Source organism: Streptococcus saliviloxodontae (assembly GCF_016908655.1).
In the GTDB taxonomy this organism is placed as follows: Bacteria; Bacillota; Bacilli; order Lactobacillales; family Streptococcaceae; genus Streptococcus; species Streptococcus saliviloxodontae.
Map to the genome: position 1 here is coordinate 13,810 of NZ_JAFBEI010000031.1, position 17,579 is coordinate 31,388.

Genomic DNA, 17,579 nt, shown 5'->3' on the forward strand with positions numbered 1-17,579 from the left:
GGGCAGTAGCCATCTCTTTTAATCTAAAGTCAAACCAAGTTTGCTTGGTCGAATAAGGTAGAAGGAATGGCAAAGTACCAGTCCCCATATCACGAGAGCAACTAGGCTGACCTGAGCTGTTGATTTGCTATCTCCTGTCGCCAGCAACGAACTCACATCAATCATAAAGTGAATAAAGATAGTCCACCAAAGTGTTCGTGTCCGTAAGACAATCGCTGCAAAATACACTCCCAGTACACTAGCATAGAACATCTGATATAGAGTCAAAGACAAACCTTGAACAAAGATATTTCCAATATGGGCAAAGCCAAATATGAGGCTTGAAACCAAGACAACCTGAATCACTTGTTTATAGGTAATCGATGCTCCCTTGAAACCATACTGAATAAAGAGTCCACGGCAAAGGTACTCCTCTAAAAAACCAGCACAAAGAGCAATAATAAGCGCCTCAACCAAATAATCACTATGGATAACAAGACCATATATCAAGCTAGGTAAACAAATGAGAAGCAAATAGACTAGACTAAGACCATTCACTAGAACCTGCTCTTTAAAAGGTACTGATGTTCTAAAAGGTAGCGTCAGCGATTCTCTACGATGAAGAAGGAGGTAAAAGGTTAGTGCTAAAAGCAAAGTCTTCATCAAATACCTAAACTCTGAGCCAAAGACACCTGATAAGGCAACACCTAAAACAGTATTTTCAACAACCAATAACAACCCCATCAACAATAGAAACAAAAGTGATTTTTTTGACATAACAAACTCCTTATGCCTCCTATTATAGCAAAAAGCATATCAAGTCGTAACGGGATCTGATATCAAAATGGCAAGCGTTTGGTAGGCTTCTAATTGAATGGTATCGTCTAGGGTGACATTATCATAGTTACTAATAAGTACCTGTCCATTTTGATACTCTTTTGGTAAATCTAATTTAATAGGTTTTGCATAAAAATTATTCAAAACCAAGAGATGTTGTCCCTGCCACTCACGTTCGAAAGCGTAGACTTGCTTACTATCTGTAAAGGCTGCCTTATAGCTCCCTTCTGAGATGATGTCTTCTTCCTTACGTAAGCGAATGAGCTCTTGGTAAAAGTTAAAAATAGGACCATTTTTTTCACTAGCAACATTGATATCAGCGTAGCTTTTTCCAACCTTCAACCAAGGAGTCCCTGTCGTAAATCCTGCATTTTCACTAGCATCCCACTGCATAGGTGTGCGGGCATTGTCACGTGACTTTCTCTTGATAATAGCTAATGCTTCCTGCTCGGTCTTGCCAGATTCAGTCATAATGTCAAAGGCATTAAGACTTTCAATATCCACGTAGTCGCTGAGACTATCAAAATCTGGATCCAACATTCCGATTTCCTCACCTTGGTAAATATAAGGCGTTCCACGAGACAGATGGATAGATGCTGCTAGCATAGTCGCTCCTTCATTACGGAAGTTCTTCACATCCACAAAACGACTAAGCGCGCGAGGCTGGTCATGGCAAGTCCAAAAGAGGGCATTCCAACCTCCACCCTGGTCCATACCTTCTCCCCAGGTATGGAAAAGAGTACGCAATTCTTCAAAATCAAAAGCTTTTTGCGTCCATTTTTGACCTCTTTCATAGTCCACCTTGAGGTGATGGAAATTGAAGGTCATATCAAGCTCTTGACGGTCTGGATTGGTATATAGGATACAATTATCAACTGTCGTAGCAGACATCTCTCCTACTGTCATTAGGCTGTCATCTTGACCAAAACTAGCCTGATTAAGCATATGAAGATAGTCATGATTGATAGGTTTATCAGTGTAAGCAGGTTTCCCATCATTGATAGGGCAATCTTCTAGAACCTCATCCTTACCAATCAGATTGATAACATCAAAGCGGAATCCTTTAACACCCTTTTCACGCCAGAAATTAACCACTTTATAAAGTTCTTCACGGACATTAGGATTTCTCCAATTTAAATCAGCCTGAGTCTTATCAAAGAGATGGAGATAGTACTTACCAGTATCTCCAAACGGTGCCCAAGCATTGCCACCAAACTTGGATACCCAATCTGTCGGCTCATCTCTTAAAATGAAGAAGTCTTGATAATAGGCATCACCTAAAAGAGCCTTTTTAAACCACTCATGCTCTGTTGAACAATGATTAAGTACCATATCCAACATAAAACCAATACCTAATTCCTGACCACGCGCAACCATTTTCTCAAAGTCTTCCATGGTACCAAAGTCTGGATTGATAGCTGTATAGTCTGACACGTCATAGCCATTGTCTCGTTGTGGACTAGGATAAAAAGGATTGAGCCAAATCATATCAATACCAAGCTCAGCTAGGTAAGGCAACTTCTCGATAATACCTCGTAAATCTCCGACACCATTTCCTGTCGTATCTTTAAATGATTTTGGATATAGCTGATATACAACCTTTTTTTTATCAATTGTCATAATAACTCCTTAAACAGGGAAAGGAACCTCACAGTTCCTTTTCTCTAGATTTTACTTGTTGATAGCAGAGCTTGTCCCGCTTCAATTGCCATTGGTAGGTTTTCTGGAATATCCAGTTGGAAATCGTTCTGATTGGTAACGATAACTGGCGTTTCTGTTGGGAAACCTGCAGCTTTAATGGCATCAATATCAAAACTAATTAAAGATTGACCAACACGAACACGGTCACCTTGCTTGACATGTGCTGTGAAATGCTGACCGTCTAGGTTTACAGTATCCATACCAATATGCATCAACATTTCAAGACCTTGGTCTGTGACGAGACCAAGAGCATGTTTTGTTGGGAAGAGAACTGAAACAACACCCTCTACTGGTGATAGCAACTCTCCTTCAGTCGGATCAATAACCAAACCGCTTCCCATAACGCCTTGTGCAAAAACAGGATCAACGGCTGTTGACAAAGCACGTGCCTGACCTGTCAAAGGACTAACCACTTCAACAATTGTTCCTTTTTCAACTTGAGCAGCTTCTTGAGCTTCAGCGATAGCCTCAACTTGAGGAGATTTAACTGTTTCGTCCTCAGCCTTTGTGAAGAGTCCTACTTTACGGAAAATAATAGTGAGGGCAAATGGTACCACAATAGCAACCAACATTAAGAGGGCAAAGATACCCATATATTTAGCTTGAATTGATAGGATACCTGGAAGTCCTCCGATACCAATAGCATTAGCTGTTACATTGAAGCTAGTTGACAATAGCCCTGCAACTCCTGAACCAATCATCCCTGCAACAAATGGGTAAACATATTTAACATTGACACCAAAGAGAGCCGGTTCTGTAACACCAAGATAGGCTGAAATAGCGGCAGGAAGGGCAATTTGAGCCTCACGTTCATCGTGACGATTCATCCAATAATAAGATAATACGGCTGAACCTTGTGCGATATTTGATAGAGCAATCATTGGCCAAAGGGCTGTTCCTCCAGCATCAGCAATCAACTGAGTGTCGATGGCATTGGTCATGTGGTGAAGACCTGTGATAACGAGTGGAGCATAGAGGGCACCGAAAATGGCACCAAATAACCATTTAAATGAACCTGTCAATCCAGCAAGTACAATGGTTGAAATCCATTGACCGATTGTCCAACCAATTGGCCCCAATACAGTGTGAGCCAAGATAAGTGCTGGGATCAATGACAAGAATGGTACAAAGATCATTGATACCACTTCTGGGATACGTTTACGCCAAAAGATTTCAAGGTAAGATAGCGCAAGTCCTGCTAAAAGAGCTGGGATAACCTGGGCTTGATAACCAATTTTTTGAACTTGGAAGAAGCCAAAGTCCCAAACCCAATTTTTCATGATTTCAGCATGTGACGTACTAGCCACATTGTAGGCATTGAGCAATTGGTTAGGCGAAATCAAACAGATTCCCAACACAATCCCCAAAATTTGGCTGGTACCCATCTTACGAGAAACTGACCATACAATCCCTACTGGTAAGTAGTGGAAAATAGCCTCACCTGGTAACCAAAGGAAAGAATTAACACCTGACCAGAATTGAGAAACATCAACGATTGTCTTACCGTCAAGAGCTGACCAGTGCACCCCTTCAAGAATATTACGAAAACCAAGAATCAAACCACCTACGATAATAGCTGGAATAATTGGGGTAAAGATTTCTGCCAACATGGTCATCACACGTTGGATAGGATTTTGGTGACTCTTAGCTGCTGATTTAGCCGCTTCTTTTGAAACCCCTTCAATACCTGAAACAGCTGTAAAGTCATTATAGAAGACTGGAACATCGTTTCCGATAATGACTTGAAACTGTCCTGCGTTGGTAAAGGTTCCCTTCACAGATGGAATTGTTTCAATTGCCTTAACATCCGCCTTAGATGGATTACCTAAAACAAAACGCATACGTGTCGCACAGTGTGTTACGGCTGACACATTTTCTTTTCCGCCGACAGCTTCTAGGAGAGCCTTGGCATCTTGTTCAAATTTTCCCATAATAATTTCCTCTTACCTTTATTATTATCTGATTGATAATGTTATTGTAAGCGATGACATAACAAACAACAAGCTCTTCTGAAATATTTTCAAGAAAATTCAACAAATTCTAAAATTTGTATGCTAAAATATAGACATCTTTTAACAAGGAAAGTATATGAAGAAATATAAAACTATTTACCATCAACTCAAGGATGCTATAAAATCTGGAGTCTATACTGCTGGTAGCCACCTTCCCACCGAGCACCAACTAGCCTCTCAATTTCAGGTCAGTCGAGAAACCGTGCGTAAGGCTCTTTCCATATTGTCGAAAGAGGGGATTATCAGCAAAAAGAAAGGAAGCGGTTCTCTTGTACTAAGACAAGAGCAGTTCAACTTCCCCGTCTCAGAGTTAACCTCGTATCAAGAGCTCGTTCGCGCTCAAGGTATCCAATCACAGACACGTGTTATTACAGTGGATAAGGTCATTATCGATACTGAACTTGCGCTACTTACTGGCTTTCATATTAACGATCGTGTTTGGCGAGTCATTCGCCAACGAATTGTTGACGATGTTGCTGCTGTTTTAGATATTGATTACCTATCACTCACCTTAATTCCGGATATGACCAAAACGATAGCAGAACAGTCCATCTATGCTTATTTGGAAAACGATTTAAAGCTATCCATTGACAGTGCTTATAAAGAAATTACTATCGATAATATTACTGAAACAGATAAACTTTTCATCGACTTAGGGACAGACAAACATGTCGTTCGTGTCCAATCTAAGGTTTACCTTGATAATAAAACACAATTTCAATTCACCGAAAGCAGACATAAACTAGACAAATTTAAATTTAGTGACTATGCTATCAGACATCACTAAATCTAAAGATTGTTCATAAAGTACAACAAGTTTTACCAAAATTGTCGGATATCAAAAAAAGCCGAATTCTTGCTACTACAAGAACTCGGCTTTACTATTTAACTCTTTAGACTATGCTGCACCACTAACTACAAAGGATACTCGTATAGATGAAAATCTGTTAGTCCTGTATCTTCATAGTACATCTGAACAGTCTCTTTGTACTGAAAACCCATCCGCTGGTAAAGTTTTTCAGCTGGGGTATTGCCTGCTAGGACATCTAAGCGAATAGCCTTTTGTTGGTCTTCTCTTGCCTTATCAAAGACTGTCTCTAGCATCTGCTTAGCATAGCCTTTCCCAGCATGCTTAGGAGAAACACCCAAAATATGGATGATACTAACTTCTTGTGGCTCTGCTTCAATTTCCCAATCGTACTTGGCGTAGCCTTCGTTACAGTCGTGGTTGACAACCATAGCAGAGACAATCTCATCTTCTAAAATTCCTAGGTACAATTGCTCCTTACCAACAGACTCCTCCAAATAAGCCGTCGTTGGGTAGACCTCTTTCTCCCACCCCAAAAAGTAGGGTGAGTCCTGCAATTGATCAATCATAGAATGGTAAAAGGCTCTAACAAGAGGTAACTCGTCCTCAAGTGCTAGTCTAATCTTCATGTCTAATCTCCTTTTTGATTCGGCTCCTAGCTTCTTAAAAGTGATGCGACCATTATAACACACCCCATCCAAACTGTCTAAAAAGGTATCAGACTAAACACATAAGACATTAGCCTGAAAAGCTTTCTTGACAAAGAGCAAAAAGCCAATCACCTGCCACCAAGCAAGTCATCAGCTTTATGATTAGTTTTCTAAAAAATGACGAATCTCTGTAGCTATGGTCTCAGGATACTGAAAAATGATACCGTGACCAGCTTCGGGATGGATAGACAGTTGACTGTTTGACAAGCCTTTCGCTAAATCATAGCTATTACGAGTTGGTACCATACGATCGTTATCCCCATTGATCACCAAAGTCGCCTGTTTAATCAGCGACAAATCAGCTGCTGGTGCCTGCCCCCAGCGTTTGATAGCACCTAACTGTTTTAGAAAGGATGACAGTTTAATCGCCTTATCTTGATTGTCTTTAGAACGTCGATTAAGGCTGTTTAAAAAGTTATCTGCAAAGCGTTTACCCTTTTCGTCATGATTGAAAAAGAGAAAGCGCTTAGGGTCTGTCCGCTCAAGGCCTGCTCTGAACATATCAGAAAAAGTGACCTTACGAATTTGCTCAATCCCTTGCCCACCACGAGGACCAGTCCCTGCTAAAATCAGTTTATCGACCTTCTCAGGTGCTAGAGCAAGGAACTCCTGAGCAACAAAGCCACCCATTGACATTCCCATCAGATCAAAACGCTCCAACTTCATGGCAGTCACAAAGTCAAGGACACCTACTGCCATTCCTTCAATACTTGCTTGTACCTTACCAGATGACACACCGACACCTTGATTGTCAAAAACCAGTAACTGATAATCTTTTGCCAAGGCATTCATAAGCCTTGCATCCCAGTTATCCATTGTCGCTGCCAAATGCGGTAGCAACAAAAGTAAACGACCACCCTCTCGTCCAATTTGACGATAAGCATAGGTAGCTTCTTTGCCTGTCACAAACTGGCTTTCTACTTGTAAGTAATCTTTCATATTATTCTCCAAAGCTGTTTAGTTCTGGTAATAGTTTATCCGTCAAGACAAAGGTATTTTCTTCATTGACCAAACCAATCTTGGCTGAGCTATCAATCAGTTGCAACAAATAAGCAACCACCTCATTAACAGGTTTGATAAAAGGCGATAAGTCACCTGTCCCCATATCCTCGATAAAGTCAGTTGCCGTCAAAGCTGGTGCAAAAATCTTCACTTGTAAGGGACTATCAGCCATTTCATTTGCCAAGCCCTGAGTAAAGGCATTGATAAAAAATTTGCTGGCCGAGTAAATCACATTATCCTTAGCGATAACGTAACCAACAGCTGATGAGACATTGATGAGCTGAGCGGACTTTTGGGCATAATCCTTCGCAAAGCGGCTAGACAAGGTCATCGTGGCATGCACATTGACCGCTAGCAACTGCTCATAAGATACCAAATCCGTCTCAACGATAGCACCCGACTGCCCCAAACCTGCAATGTTGAGTAGCATATCTAAGTCATAGTCGCTGATAAAGTCATAAAGAGTATCTACTTGATCTGCCTGCGACAAATCTGTTGGTCTGAGGATGATATCTAGGTCAGGTTCCTGAGCTAATATGTCTTCTTTCAGGGACAGCAAGGCTGCTTCTCGTCTAGCCACCAAAATCAAGTGATGACCTCGTTTTGCCAAGGCTTTAGCTGCCTCTCTGCCGATACCTGAGCTGGCTCCTGTCACTACTGCATAAGACTTTGTCATACTATTCTCCTAATCCTTAAAGGTCACAATTGTCTTACCTTGCGAACGACCATTTTTAACCTTATCCAAGGCTTTGTTAACTTCCTCAAAATCATAAATCGTATCAATTGATGTCGGTACTTGTTTCTCTTGGAAAATTTGAGAAATTTCCGTCAGTTGCTGACCGTTAGATTGAACAAAGATAAAGTGGTAGGTTTGATCGTTTTTAGCAGCTAGTTTATCGTACTTACGACCAACCAAGCCAAATAAAAATTGTTTGAAACCAGAAAGCCCCATAGACTGAGCAAATGCCTTGTTAGGGACTCCACGAAGGGTCACCAGACTACCACCTTTTTTCAAGATGCTAAACTGCTTATCAAGCTCCTGGCCACCTAGCGTATCAATGACGTAGTCCACATTAGATAGAACCTTTGTATAGTCTTCTTTTTGATAATCGATAAACTGATCCACGCCAAGCTCACGTACACGCGCCTCATTTCTCGCACCGCCATTAGTAATAACCTTGAGTCCATGTGCCTTGGCTAACGGAATCGCTACAGCTCCAAAACCACCTGTTCCTCCAGAGATAAAGATTGTCTTTCCTGCTTCAACCTTAAGCAAATCCAAGGCCTGATAGGCCGTTAGGGCTGTCAAGGGAACAGTTGCTGCTTCTTCAAATGTTAGGTAGTCTGGGATCAGTGCAACTTCTTTCTCAGAGATTGTTAGATACTCCGCAAAAGCGCCTGTTTTTTCAAGCGGCATACGAGCATAGACACGATCGCCTGCCTTAAACTGTGTCACCTGTGAACCTGTCTCCTCAACAATACCTGCAAATTCATTACCCGCTGTAAGAGGCAAGTCGTAAGGAACGATAAGCTTCACATCACCTGCTGTTATCATATTATCTACAGGATTGACACCTGCTGCCTTTACCTTGACCAAGATTTCATCTGCCTTTGGTTTTGGTTTAGCAATATCGTTGATTGTAAGGTCTGTACTTGTTTTGCTGTAACGTAGTAATTGTGCTGCTTTCATGAGTTCTCTTTTCTAGTTATGATCTGTATTTGTATTAGTGCTTTGATAGAGCTTGTCAATGATATCTGCCAAACTCTCTTCTTCTAGCTCTCGCATAAGCTGATCTTCAATTGTGGCAAAGGTCGGTCTTAGGACTTGTCCAATCTGCTTACCAATCGGACAATCAGGATTGGGGTCTTCATGGATATGAAGCAGAGCCTTATCAGGATAAACAGCCTGGTAAATAGCTGCTAAGCTGATATCGCGCTTATCCTTAGTTAAGACAAAGCCTGACTTTCCTTGTTGACTGTTTAAAATCCCTGCTTGCTTAAGTAACCGTGTAATCTTACGAATATGGCTAGCATTAGTGCCCACACTCTTAGCGAGGTTTTCTGAAGAGGCAACCTTGTCACTCTCAGCTACAAAAACAAGAAGGTGTAATGCCACCGAAAATTTTGTATCCACTAGTTTCCCTCCTAAGCTTGTACTCGATTTAGATACAAGTTTATCAAGAAAGAATAGCATAGGCAAGTACAATGCTCCAAAATTATCAAATAACTTTCCTCTAGCACGCCCGTCAGCTCAGATTGATTCCCTCTAAAACCAGTACCTACTCATAGTAAGGCCTCAAAAAAAGAGGTATAAAACCTCTCATTGCCAACTATCCTCTCTATAAGTCTAGCTATTAGTCACCCTCGCAAAAAAACTTGCGAGATAATGATTAAAAAAGGAAATCAGTTGTCCGATAAACAATGCAGACGCAATAGTTCCAAGACCAAACCCAATCAGCCGATGGCTAAACACCCAAGATAAGATAAGCGACAGACTGACCATACTACAATCAAAAATCAATTTGATACGACCAAATTCCTGATTGCTAACAAAGGCAATAGTGTTGACAATCCCATCCGGCGGATTAAGAACGAGGTTCATCGAAACAACCAAACAAGCACCAAAGGCAGTAATGACAATTGCTAGCACCAAGTATACCAAAGACCACATAAAGCTGGTTGGTGTCAGCTGCAACAGTCCATCAAACAGATCAACGATGAGCCCAAAGAGAAAGGCAAAAGGAATCTGCAACACCATCTTGACTGTCAACCTTTTGAGCAAGACAACCTGAGATAGCACATAGATGATATACATTGCCATTGTTGCCTGACCCAAACTTAAAGGGCTGAAATTACTGAGAACATAAGGTACTGACGAGATTGAAGACACTCCTAGCATCGTCTTGGTATTTAACACAATACCAAGAGCAAGTGCTGATACCCCTAAACAAAAGATAAGCAAGCGTTTAAACATAAGATTCCCTTTCCAGATATTCACTAATGACTATTATCTCAAATCAAAAATGATTTTTCATAGTAGTCTGTTATTACGCAAAAAGTGGAAGCAAAATTGCTCCACTTTATTTTTTCATTAACACATAGCGTCTTTCTCCGCTACTGCTGAGGTAAGATAACCACTGCTGCTTATCCACTGTTACTAGCTGATCATAATTAATCGACTGACCAGTTGCATAGGTCGCAACTGTTTTAGCGGAGCTATCTGGACTCGCCTTGACGTCTGCTGCCTTCGTCAAGGTGTAGGTACCAGCTACTTCGTCAATATTAGCATTCGTATAATCAGACGAGGTATCTGCTTCTCCTGAATCGGTCAAGCGTGTCGCTATTGAGACTTTGAAGTAAGGATTATCTTCTCCGTTGCCACTACTTGAAATAACAATCGAATCCTTATCTTGCTTATAGCCGTTGACACGTGTCGCTATTCCTTGAGGGTAAAACCAGATACCGACCCCATCTCGATAAGCATCTGATGATTCTTTTTTATTGGTTAAAATGGCACGCGCAAAACCGTCACGATAGCGGATAGCAGTCACCTTATTGGCTGAGGGGCTAATCAAACCACTTTTATCAAAAATAAGCGTTAGACCTGCACTATTTTGCCATGTTCCTGTTAAGCTCGTAAAATCACCATTGGCAATGGCCGACACATCCATTTTCAAGTGTTTTAAATCAACTGATGAGGAGCTGGAGGTCCGAGTCGTTTTCTTAATAGGATTTTGGCTGAGGCTAATCATCATGAGCAACCACGGTAAGGCAAGTCCTATGGCTCCCAAAGCTAATCCTGTTCTTTTATTCATACGTCTATTGTACTAAACTTTTAGGTAGCTTGCAAAAACATCTATTAAAAAATCGCAAGTTTTCACTTTTTTAGGGATTTTTGGTATCTAAAAGAATGGTCACAGGTCCATCATTGACTAAACTCACCTGCATATCAGCTCCAAAAACACCTGTTTTGACTGGCAGCTGCTCTGCCATTTTAGCATTAAAAAGGTCGTAAAGCTGGCTAGCTAAGTCAGGTTTAGCCGCCTTGGTAAAGGCTGGGCGATTTCCTTTTTTCGTCTCCGCAAAGAGTGTAAACTGAGAAATCGATAACACCTGACCCCCGATATCCAAGACAGACAAGTTCATCTTGCCCTCCTCATCAGAGAAGATACGCATATTCAAAAGTTTTCGAACTGCATAATCCAAATCATCATTGGTATCATCAGGACCTATACCAACCAAGAGTAGCAATCCCTGACCAATAGCACCTCTAAGCTCACCGTCGATAGTGACAGAAGCCTCTGTAACACGTTGAATAACTAATTTCATGATTTTTTCCTTTCTAAAGAGAAAAATCGGTCAATTCAACAGAAAAGCCGATTTTAAAATCTCATATTTCGTCACATTACCCATTTGTCCGCTTAACACTGTACACATCAGGAATAATCTTAATCTTATCCACTAAGCTGGTTAATTCTGCTAGGTTAGGGACATTGAAGCTCAGGTGGATATTAGCAAACTTCATGTCTTTACTTGGTTGAGCGTTGACCGTCAAAACATTTTTAGTCGTATTTGACAGCATCTGGAGAATATCGTTCAAAAGCCCTGAACGATTGAGTCCGTAGATATCAATCTCTGCCAAGTAATCCTTGCTAGTGTTTTCGCTGTCCCACTCCACTTCAATCAGGCGCTGCTCATAGCCTTCTTGACTCTTGATATTGTGACAGTCAGCACGGTGAATGGCAACACCGCGCCCCTTAGTGATATAGCCTTCAATCTCATCACCAGGTACAGGGTTACAACATTTAGCGATACGCATCAATAAGCCTGAAGCCCCTTGAATGACTACGCCATTTTCACTCTTGACCTTGAGAACATCCTTGTTCTCCGTCTTAATCTCGCCACCATTAAGCAATTCATCTGCTTCAGCCTTAGCCTTGGCACGCTCTTCCTCACGGCGCTCTTTTTCAGTCAGCTTGTTAAAGACAGAAGCGGGGCTGATTTCTCCAAAACCAACAGCCGCGTAAAGAGCTTCCTCACTACGAACGCTGAGACGAGGTAAGATAGCTTCAATATGCTTTTTGTCTAGGTATTTGTTAGCGACATAACCTTGCTCTTGGAAATAGCTGAGCAGTAAGTCACGTCCCTTGTTGACTGAGAGTTCCTTGTCTTGATTTTTAAAGAACTGACGAATCTTGTTACGAGCCTTGGTTGTCTTAACAATCTTAATCCAGTCACGGCTTGGTCCAAAGGAGTTGCTATTAGTGACAATCTCGACGACATCGCCTGTCTTGAGTTTGGCTGTCAATGGCACCATACGACCATTAACCTTGGCACCTGTAGCCTTCTCCCCAACTTGGGTGTGAATAGCGTAAGCAAAGTCAATCGGACCAGAGTCTTTTGGTAACTCCTGCACAGCCCCTGTCGGTGTAAAGACATAGATACGCTCTGAGAAAATATCCTCTTTGACCGAGTCAACGAAGTTCTTGGCATTACCATCAGAAGCATCCTGCAACTCAACCAGATCTTTAATCCAGTTCATCCCGACAGCCTGCTCTTTGCTATCTACCTTAGAAGTAATACCTTTTTTATAAGCCCAGTGAGCGGCAACCCCATACTCAGCGACTTGATGCATTTCCTTGGTACGGATTTGAATCTCAATAGGCCCTTTTGGACCATAAACCGTTGTATGGATAGACTGGTATCCATTGGCTTTAGGATTAGCAATATAATCCTTGAAACGACCTGGCATTGGTCTCCACAGTTCATGAATGTAACCCAACATGGCATAGACATCGCTCTGCGTTTCCATGACACAACGAATGGCAATCAAATCAAAAATCTGATCAAAACGTTTCTTCTTGTCACGCATCTTGCGATAGATAGAGTAAATATGCTTTGGACGACCATAGACCTCACCAAAAACACCTTGTTCTTGTGTGGTTGTCTTAATCTTATCAACAATCTCATCCACCAAGGCTTCGCGTTCACGACGCTTTTCAGTCATCATATGAGAAATCTTGTAGAATTCCACCTCATTGAGGTAACGAAAAGACATATCCTCCAATTCCCACTTGATGGTACTAATCCCCAATCGGTGCGCCAATGGTGCATAAATCTCCATGGTCTCACGTGAGATACGTTTTTGCTTGTCAGGACGCAAATGTTTGAGCGTACGCATATTGTGAAGACGGTCAGCTAGCTTCACCAGGATAACGCGGATATCCTTAGACATGGCCATGAGCATCTTGCGATGATTCTCAGCCAACTGCTCCTCATGAGACTTGTACTCCACCTTACCTAGCTTGGTCACACCATCAACGATATCTCTGACATCCTTACCAAAGTCAAACTCAATATCATCTAGTGTGATATCTGTATCTTCTACCACGTCATGTAAAAAACCACAGGCTACTGTACAAGCATCCAGATGCAAGCCTGCCAGAATCCCAGCTACCTGAATGGGATGAATAATGTAAGGCTCACCTGATTTTCTAAACTGTAGTGAATGTGCTGCTGTAGCATATTCTAAGGCTTTTTGAACAAAATCCACATCAGCTTGACTCATATACTGAGCCGTTAGTGCGACAACCTCTTCCCCTGTTAAATTGACTTCTTTCACCATACTTAGTCCTCTTTTTACTAGAAAAAAAAATAATATTGTTACCTATTTTACCACTTTTCTGATTAAAATGAAAAAAGAGATGGCTAAAAAATGCTTTTAAGGTAACGAAAGAAAAGATTTTCTCCCCCTTTCTCAAAGCCAACTAGCAGCAAAAGAAATCGAACAATATTATCATTAAATTTTAAAAACATTCGCCTTTACATCTCATTTTGGAAGCAATATATTGATGAATGGGGTTCCATTTTATATAATATGTAAGGTAAGAAATTAGAAAAAGGAAATGTTTATGGCAAAATCTTATATCCCTAAAAGTGCACTTCTTCTCTCTGCACTTGTTCTCGCTAGCTCCGGTCAGCTTATCAAGGCAGATGAAATCACTTCAGATCTCCCTAGCGATACCGCAACTGAGTTGGTGGCCACACAAGACCAAGCTACCGCTACCTCATCAGTAGATACAGCTACAATTGAGACCACTGTAAGCGATTCTACAGCAGCTCCTACAGATGTGACAAGTGACCTTGTCACAACAGAAACTGTTGCTACAACTACTGAGACACCTGTTAGCGACAGTGAGACAAGTACAACGGAAAATGTCCCTGTTACAGAAGCTATCACTGAACCAAGTACCGAAGCTACCGTCGCAGAACCTGTCGAAGGTGACAGTGTCAACATGCGTATCCTATCAACAACTGACCTTCACACCAACTTGGTAAACTATGACTATTACCAAGATAAGGAGTCTCAAGCTGTAGGTCTTGCCAAAACAGCTGTCCTCATCAAACAAGCTCGCGAAGAAAACAGCAATACTGTACTTGTTGACAGTGGAGATACTATCCAAGGAACACCTTTTGGGACGTATGAAGCCCTTATCAATCCTGTTAAAGAGGGTGAAACACACCCTATGTACAAAGCATTTGAAAAATTAGGCTATGATGCTGAAACACTCGGTAACCATGAGTTTAACTATGGTTTAGAGTTCATCGACCGCATGGTTAAAGCTGCCAATATCAACATCATCAATGCTAATATTCGTAACGCTAAAACAGGTGAAAACTACTACACTCCGTATAAAATTATCGAGAAAAACTTTACAAATACAGACGGCAAACCTGTTACCATCAAAATCGGTATCACTGGGGTAGTTCCTACACAAATCTTAGTGTGGGATAAGGCTAACTTAGAAGGAAAAGTTATCGTAGATGACCCACTCGAAGCTGTTAAGGCTATGGTTCCTAAGATGAAGGCAGATGGCGCTGACTTTATTCTTGTCGCAGCTCACTCAGGTATCGGTGATGACCAATACACTAAAAACGAAGAAAACGAAGGCTACCAGTTAGCTGCTATCGATGGTGTTGACGCTGTCGCAACAGGTCACTCACACGCCAACTTCCCTAATGGAGATGGCACAAGCTTCTACGCTAGATACGCTGGAGTCGATGATGTTAACGGTCTCATCAATGGCAAGCCTGTTGTCATGGCTGGTAAATTTGGTGACCACCTAGGTATCATGGATATCCAATTAACCTACAAAGATGGTAAATGGACTGTCGCTAACAGCAAGGCTAAATTGCAAAAAATCGATACCAAATCAACTGATGTTGACCAAGAATTGATTGATATGGTTGCTGAAGAACACCAAGGTACTATCGATTACGTCCGTAAAGAGGTCGGTGAAACAACAGCACCAATTACCAGCTACTTTGCCCAAGTAACTGATGACCCATCTATTCAAATTGTAAACAATGCTCAAGAATGGTATGTGAAACAACAACTAGCTGGTACAGCCGATGCAGATCTTCCAATCTTATCCGCTGCCGCTCCTTTTAAAGCTGGTACACGCGGTGATGCTAGCTACTACACTGATATCCCTGTAGGTCCTTTAGCTATTAAAAACGTGGCAGACCTCTACCTCTACGACAATGTCACTGCCATCATCAAACTAACAGGCGCTCAAATCAAGGAATGGTTGGAAATGTCAGCTGGTCAATTTAACCAAATTGATCCAAACAGCACCGAACCACAACAACTAATCAACAGTAACTACCGTTCTTACAACTTCGATGTTATTGATGGTTTGACTTATCAATTCGATATCACACAACCTAACAAATATGATTTTGAAGGAAATCTAGTTAACCCTGATGCTAATCGTGTTCGTAACCTTCAGTATCAAGGTAAAGATATTGACCCTGACCAAGTCTTTATCGTAGCCAGCAACAACTACCGTGCAACAGGTAACTTCCCTGGTGTTCGAGACGCTGCTGAAAAACGCCTTCTTAACCTTGAAAACCGTCAAGTTCTCATTGACTACATCGTTTCTGAGAAAGTGATTAACCCTTCTGCTGATAATAACTGGTCATTTACAGATAGCATCAAAGGAGCTGATCTACGTTTCTTGTCATCAGAAACTGCCCAAAACCATCTCGCAGACAACAAAAACATCACTTATGTCGGTGCCTCAAGCTCTGAAGGATTTGGAGAATACCAATTCCATTACACAGCTTCTGAAAATCAGCAAGATAATAAGACTGACGACCAAGATAATAAAGCTAGTGATAACACTAGCGACAATCAAAACACTAAAGACAGCGATAAAGCTAGCGACAATCAAAACACTAAAGATAGCGATAAGGCTAGCGACAATCAAAACACTAAAGACAGCGACAAAGCTAGCGACAATCAAAACACTAAAGACAACGACAAGTCTAACAACAATCAAAACGTTAAAAGCGATAAAGCTAGCAACAATCAAAGCAGTAAATATAGCACTAATAATGTTCAAAACACTAAAGCTAACGCCGATAGTCAACTAGAAACTGTCATCTACCAGACTGTCGCTAAAGCCTACCAAGAAACACTTTCTCACAAGCAAAACCAAGTAGTAGCTGCAACTAAAGCTAACTCTAAGCTAGCTAAAGCACAAGAGACTACACTTCCAGAAACTGGTAGTCAGGAAAGCAGTACACTAACAATGATTGGTTTGGGAATGATGAGCATTCTTGGCTTCTTCGGTCTCAAAAAACGCCGTCACTAAGAAAAATAATTGATGGGATCATCCCTATCAACACTAAATCCTAGTAAAATCCCTTATTCAGATAGTCAACTGAATAAGGGATTTTAAATGGGATTAAGTCTCATTGAAAAAGCTCCTCTCTCATGCTAAAATAAAAGCACTAAAATACTCTGTTTATCACATTAAAAAGGAGAAATCATGTCTCAACTAACGATTGTTTTTATTAGTCTTAGTGGCAATACGCTCAGTTTTGTTAAGCGGCTCTCAGACTATCTTGCTTTCAACCATAGTATCACCACCCGTCAAATCAATATCAAGGAACTAGACCACCAAACGTTCCCAGTTGAAGAGCCTTTTGTGGCTATTTTACCTACTTATCTGGAGGGTGGAAATGGGATTGACGATGGAGATGTCGAAATTTTGACCAATCCACTGGGTGACTTTATCGCAGCTCATGATAACTTCAAAAACTGCTTTGGTATTATCGGTTCTGGTAATCGTAATTTTAACAACCAATACTGTCTAACTGCTAAACAATATAGCCAGCGCTTCGGTTTTCCAATGCTTGGTGACTTTGAATTACGCGGCACTATCTCAGATATTGAGCGTCTAGCAGCTATTATCTTAAAAGCACAGGCTGACTTTACACATTAAGGAGAACTTATGAAAACAACCGTTGACTATATTACAAAATTGACAAATATCCCATCGCCAACTGGCTTTACCCACAAAATCATGGACTATGTTCAGTCTGAAATTGAATCCTTTGGCTACCAGGTCAAACGTACCAACAAGGGCGCACGACAAACGCATGAGATACTCCATTTCATTTTCTGAACGACAGAACCTTTTTTGACCTAAAGTAGTCGGCTTAGATATTTGTCAAAGGATA

At 41.2% G+C, this 17,579-nt stretch carries 15 protein-coding genes and 1 pseudogene; 4 read left to right on the forward strand and 12 right to left on the reverse strand.

Annotated elements, in window-relative coordinates; translation table 11 throughout:
• Positions 1 to 18 precede the first annotated feature (18 nt).
• Genes JOC31_RS07435 through treP form a run of 3 tightly spaced genes read right to left on the reverse strand, consistent with a single transcriptional unit; the run spans position 19 to position 4,448 of the window.
• On the reverse strand, positions 19 to 756 hold the full coding sequence (locus JOC31_RS07435; protein ID WP_205017531.1) for a CPBP family intramembrane glutamic endopeptidase: 738 nt from the start codon (positions 754 to 756) through the stop codon (positions 19 to 21).
• A 39-nt stretch (positions 757 to 795) separates the two neighbouring features.
• A complete protein-coding gene (treC, locus tag JOC31_RS07440; RefSeq protein WP_205017532.1) occupies positions 796 to 2,436 on the reverse strand; it encodes an alpha,alpha-phosphotrehalase in 1,641 nt (546 codons plus the stop codon).
• 44 nt (positions 2,437 to 2,480) lie between these two features.
• On the reverse strand, positions 2,481 to 4,448 hold the full coding sequence (gene treP / locus JOC31_RS07445; RefSeq protein ID WP_205017533.1) for a PTS system trehalose-specific EIIBC component: 1,968 nt from the start codon (positions 4,446 to 4,448) through the stop codon (positions 2,481 to 2,483).
• A gap of 157 nt (positions 4,449 to 4,605) precedes the next feature.
• On the opposite strand from treP, the gene treR reads away from it, so the two are divergent.
• The gene (treR, locus tag JOC31_RS07450) at positions 4,606 to 5,316 is read left to right on the forward strand and encodes a trehalose operon repressor (protein ID WP_205017534.1); all 711 of its coding nucleotides are present in this window, start codon (positions 4,606 to 4,608) and stop codon (positions 5,314 to 5,316) included.
• A 128-nt stretch (positions 5,317 to 5,444) separates the two neighbouring features.
• Here the strand turns inward: treR and JOC31_RS07455 are convergent, their stop codons facing one another.
• The 9 genes from JOC31_RS07455 to JOC31_RS07495 form a co-directional block, all read right to left on the reverse strand.
• Positions 5,445 to 5,966: a GNAT family N-acetyltransferase gene (locus JOC31_RS07455; RefSeq protein WP_205017535.1), complete on the reverse strand. Its 522-nt coding sequence runs from the start codon at positions 5,964 to 5,966 to the stop codon at positions 5,445 to 5,447.
• A 183-nt stretch (positions 5,967 to 6,149) separates the two neighbouring features.
• Positions 6,150 to 6,986: an alpha/beta fold hydrolase gene (locus JOC31_RS07460; protein WP_205017536.1), complete on the reverse strand. Its 837-nt coding sequence runs from the start codon at positions 6,984 to 6,986 to the stop codon at positions 6,150 to 6,152.
• A 1-nt stretch (position 6,987) separates the two neighbouring features.
• Complete coding sequence (locus JOC31_RS07465; RefSeq protein WP_205017537.1) at positions 6,988 to 7,725, reverse strand: SDR family NAD(P)-dependent oxidoreductase; 738 nt, start codon at positions 7,723 to 7,725, stop codon at positions 6,988 to 6,990.
• A gap of 9 nt (positions 7,726 to 7,734) precedes the next feature.
• On the reverse strand, positions 7,735 to 8,739 hold the full coding sequence (locus tag JOC31_RS07470; protein WP_205017538.1) for an NADP-dependent oxidoreductase: 1,005 nt from the start codon (positions 8,737 to 8,739) through the stop codon (positions 7,735 to 7,737).
• 12 nt (positions 8,740 to 8,751) lie between these two features.
• Complete coding sequence (locus JOC31_RS07475) at positions 8,752 to 9,183, reverse strand: Rrf2 family transcriptional regulator (protein WP_205017539.1); 432 nt, start codon at positions 9,181 to 9,183, stop codon at positions 8,752 to 8,754.
• Between the two features lie 213 nt (positions 9,184 to 9,396).
• A complete protein-coding gene (locus tag JOC31_RS07480; protein WP_205017540.1) occupies positions 9,397 to 10,023 on the reverse strand; it encodes a YczE/YyaS/YitT family protein in 627 nt (208 codons plus the stop codon).
• 106 nt (positions 10,024 to 10,129) lie between these two features.
• Complete coding sequence (locus JOC31_RS07485) at positions 10,130 to 10,864, reverse strand: SH3 domain-containing protein (RefSeq protein ID WP_205017541.1); 735 nt, start codon at positions 10,862 to 10,864, stop codon at positions 10,130 to 10,132.
• A 70-nt stretch (positions 10,865 to 10,934) separates the two neighbouring features.
• Positions 10,935 to 11,378 (reverse strand): D-aminoacyl-tRNA deacylase, encoded by a 444-nt coding sequence (dtd, locus tag JOC31_RS07490; RefSeq protein ID WP_205017542.1) that lies wholly within the window; start codon positions 11,376 to 11,378, stop codon positions 10,935 to 10,937.
• Between the two features lie 76 nt (positions 11,379 to 11,454).
• A complete protein-coding gene (locus JOC31_RS07495) occupies positions 11,455 to 13,674 on the reverse strand; it encodes a RelA/SpoT family protein (RefSeq protein ID WP_205017543.1) in 2,220 nt (739 codons plus the stop codon).
• Positions 13,675 to 13,960: 286 nt separating this feature from the next.
• Here JOC31_RS07495 and JOC31_RS07500 point away from each other — a divergent pair, with 286 nt between their 5' ends.
• The 3 genes and pseudogenes from JOC31_RS07500 to JOC31_RS07510 form a co-directional block, all read left to right on the forward strand.
• Positions 13,961 to 16,708 (forward strand): bifunctional 2',3'-cyclic-nucleotide 2'-phosphodiesterase/3'-nucleotidase, encoded by a 2,748-nt coding sequence (locus JOC31_RS07500; RefSeq protein WP_205017544.1) that lies wholly within the window; start codon positions 13,961 to 13,963, stop codon positions 16,706 to 16,708.
• A 177-nt stretch (positions 16,709 to 16,885) separates the two neighbouring features.
• The gene (nrdI, locus tag JOC31_RS07505) at positions 16,886 to 17,341 is read left to right on the forward strand and encodes a class Ib ribonucleoside-diphosphate reductase assembly flavoprotein NrdI (protein ID WP_205017545.1); all 456 of its coding nucleotides are present in this window, start codon (positions 16,886 to 16,888) and stop codon (positions 17,339 to 17,341) included.
• A gap of 9 nt (positions 17,342 to 17,350) precedes the next feature.
• Positions 17,351 to 17,485: pseudogene (locus tag JOC31_RS07510) on the forward strand (peptidase M42); the annotation flags it as partial.
• Positions 17,486 to 17,579 lie beyond the last annotated feature (94 nt).

What these genes read in the sequence shown, in the direction of transcription:
- JOC31_RS07435 (WP_205017531.1), bottom strand. Translation starts at nt 756, where the DNA reads ATGTCAAAAAAATCACTTTTGTTTCTATTGTTGATGGGGTTGTTATTG.
- treC (WP_205017532.1), bottom strand. Translation starts at nt 2,436, where the DNA reads ATGACAATTGATAAAAAAAAGGTTGTATATCAGCTATATCCAAAATCA.
- treP (WP_205017533.1), bottom strand. Translation starts at nt 4,448, where the DNA reads ATGGGAAAATTTGAACAAGATGCCAAGGCTCTCCTAGAAGCTGTCGGC.
- treR (WP_205017534.1), top strand. Translation starts at nt 4,606, where the DNA reads ATGAAGAAATATAAAACTATTTACCATCAACTCAAGGATGCTATAAAA.
- JOC31_RS07455 (WP_205017535.1), bottom strand. Translation starts at nt 5,966, where the DNA reads ATGAAGATTAGACTAGCACTTGAGGACGAGTTACCTCTTGTTAGAGCC.
- JOC31_RS07460 (WP_205017536.1), bottom strand. Translation starts at nt 6,986, where the DNA reads ATGAAAGATTACTTACAAGTAGAAAGCCAGTTTGTGACAGGCAAAGAA.
- JOC31_RS07465 (WP_205017537.1), bottom strand. Translation starts at nt 7,725, where the DNA reads ATGACAAAGTCTTATGCAGTAGTGACAGGAGCCAGCTCAGGTATCGGC.
- JOC31_RS07470 (WP_205017538.1), bottom strand. Translation starts at nt 8,739, where the DNA reads ATGAAAGCAGCACAATTACTACGTTACAGCAAAACAAGTACAGACCTT.
- JOC31_RS07480 (WP_205017540.1), bottom strand. Translation starts at nt 10,023, where the DNA reads ATGTTTAAACGCTTGCTTATCTTTTGTTTAGGGGTATCAGCACTTGCT.
- JOC31_RS07485 (WP_205017541.1), bottom strand. Translation starts at nt 10,864, where the DNA reads ATGAATAAAAGAACAGGATTAGCTTTGGGAGCCATAGGACTTGCCTTA.
- dtd (WP_205017542.1), bottom strand. Translation starts at nt 11,378, where the DNA reads ATGAAATTAGTTATTCAACGTGTTACAGAGGCTTCTGTCACTATCGAC.
- JOC31_RS07495 (WP_205017543.1), bottom strand. Translation starts at nt 13,674, where the DNA reads ATGGTGAAAGAAGTCAATTTAACAGGGGAAGAGGTTGTCGCACTAACG.
- JOC31_RS07500 (WP_205017544.1), top strand. Translation starts at nt 13,961, where the DNA reads ATGGCAAAATCTTATATCCCTAAAAGTGCACTTCTTCTCTCTGCACTT.
- nrdI (WP_205017545.1), top strand. Translation starts at nt 16,886, where the DNA reads ATGTCTCAACTAACGATTGTTTTTATTAGTCTTAGTGGCAATACGCTC.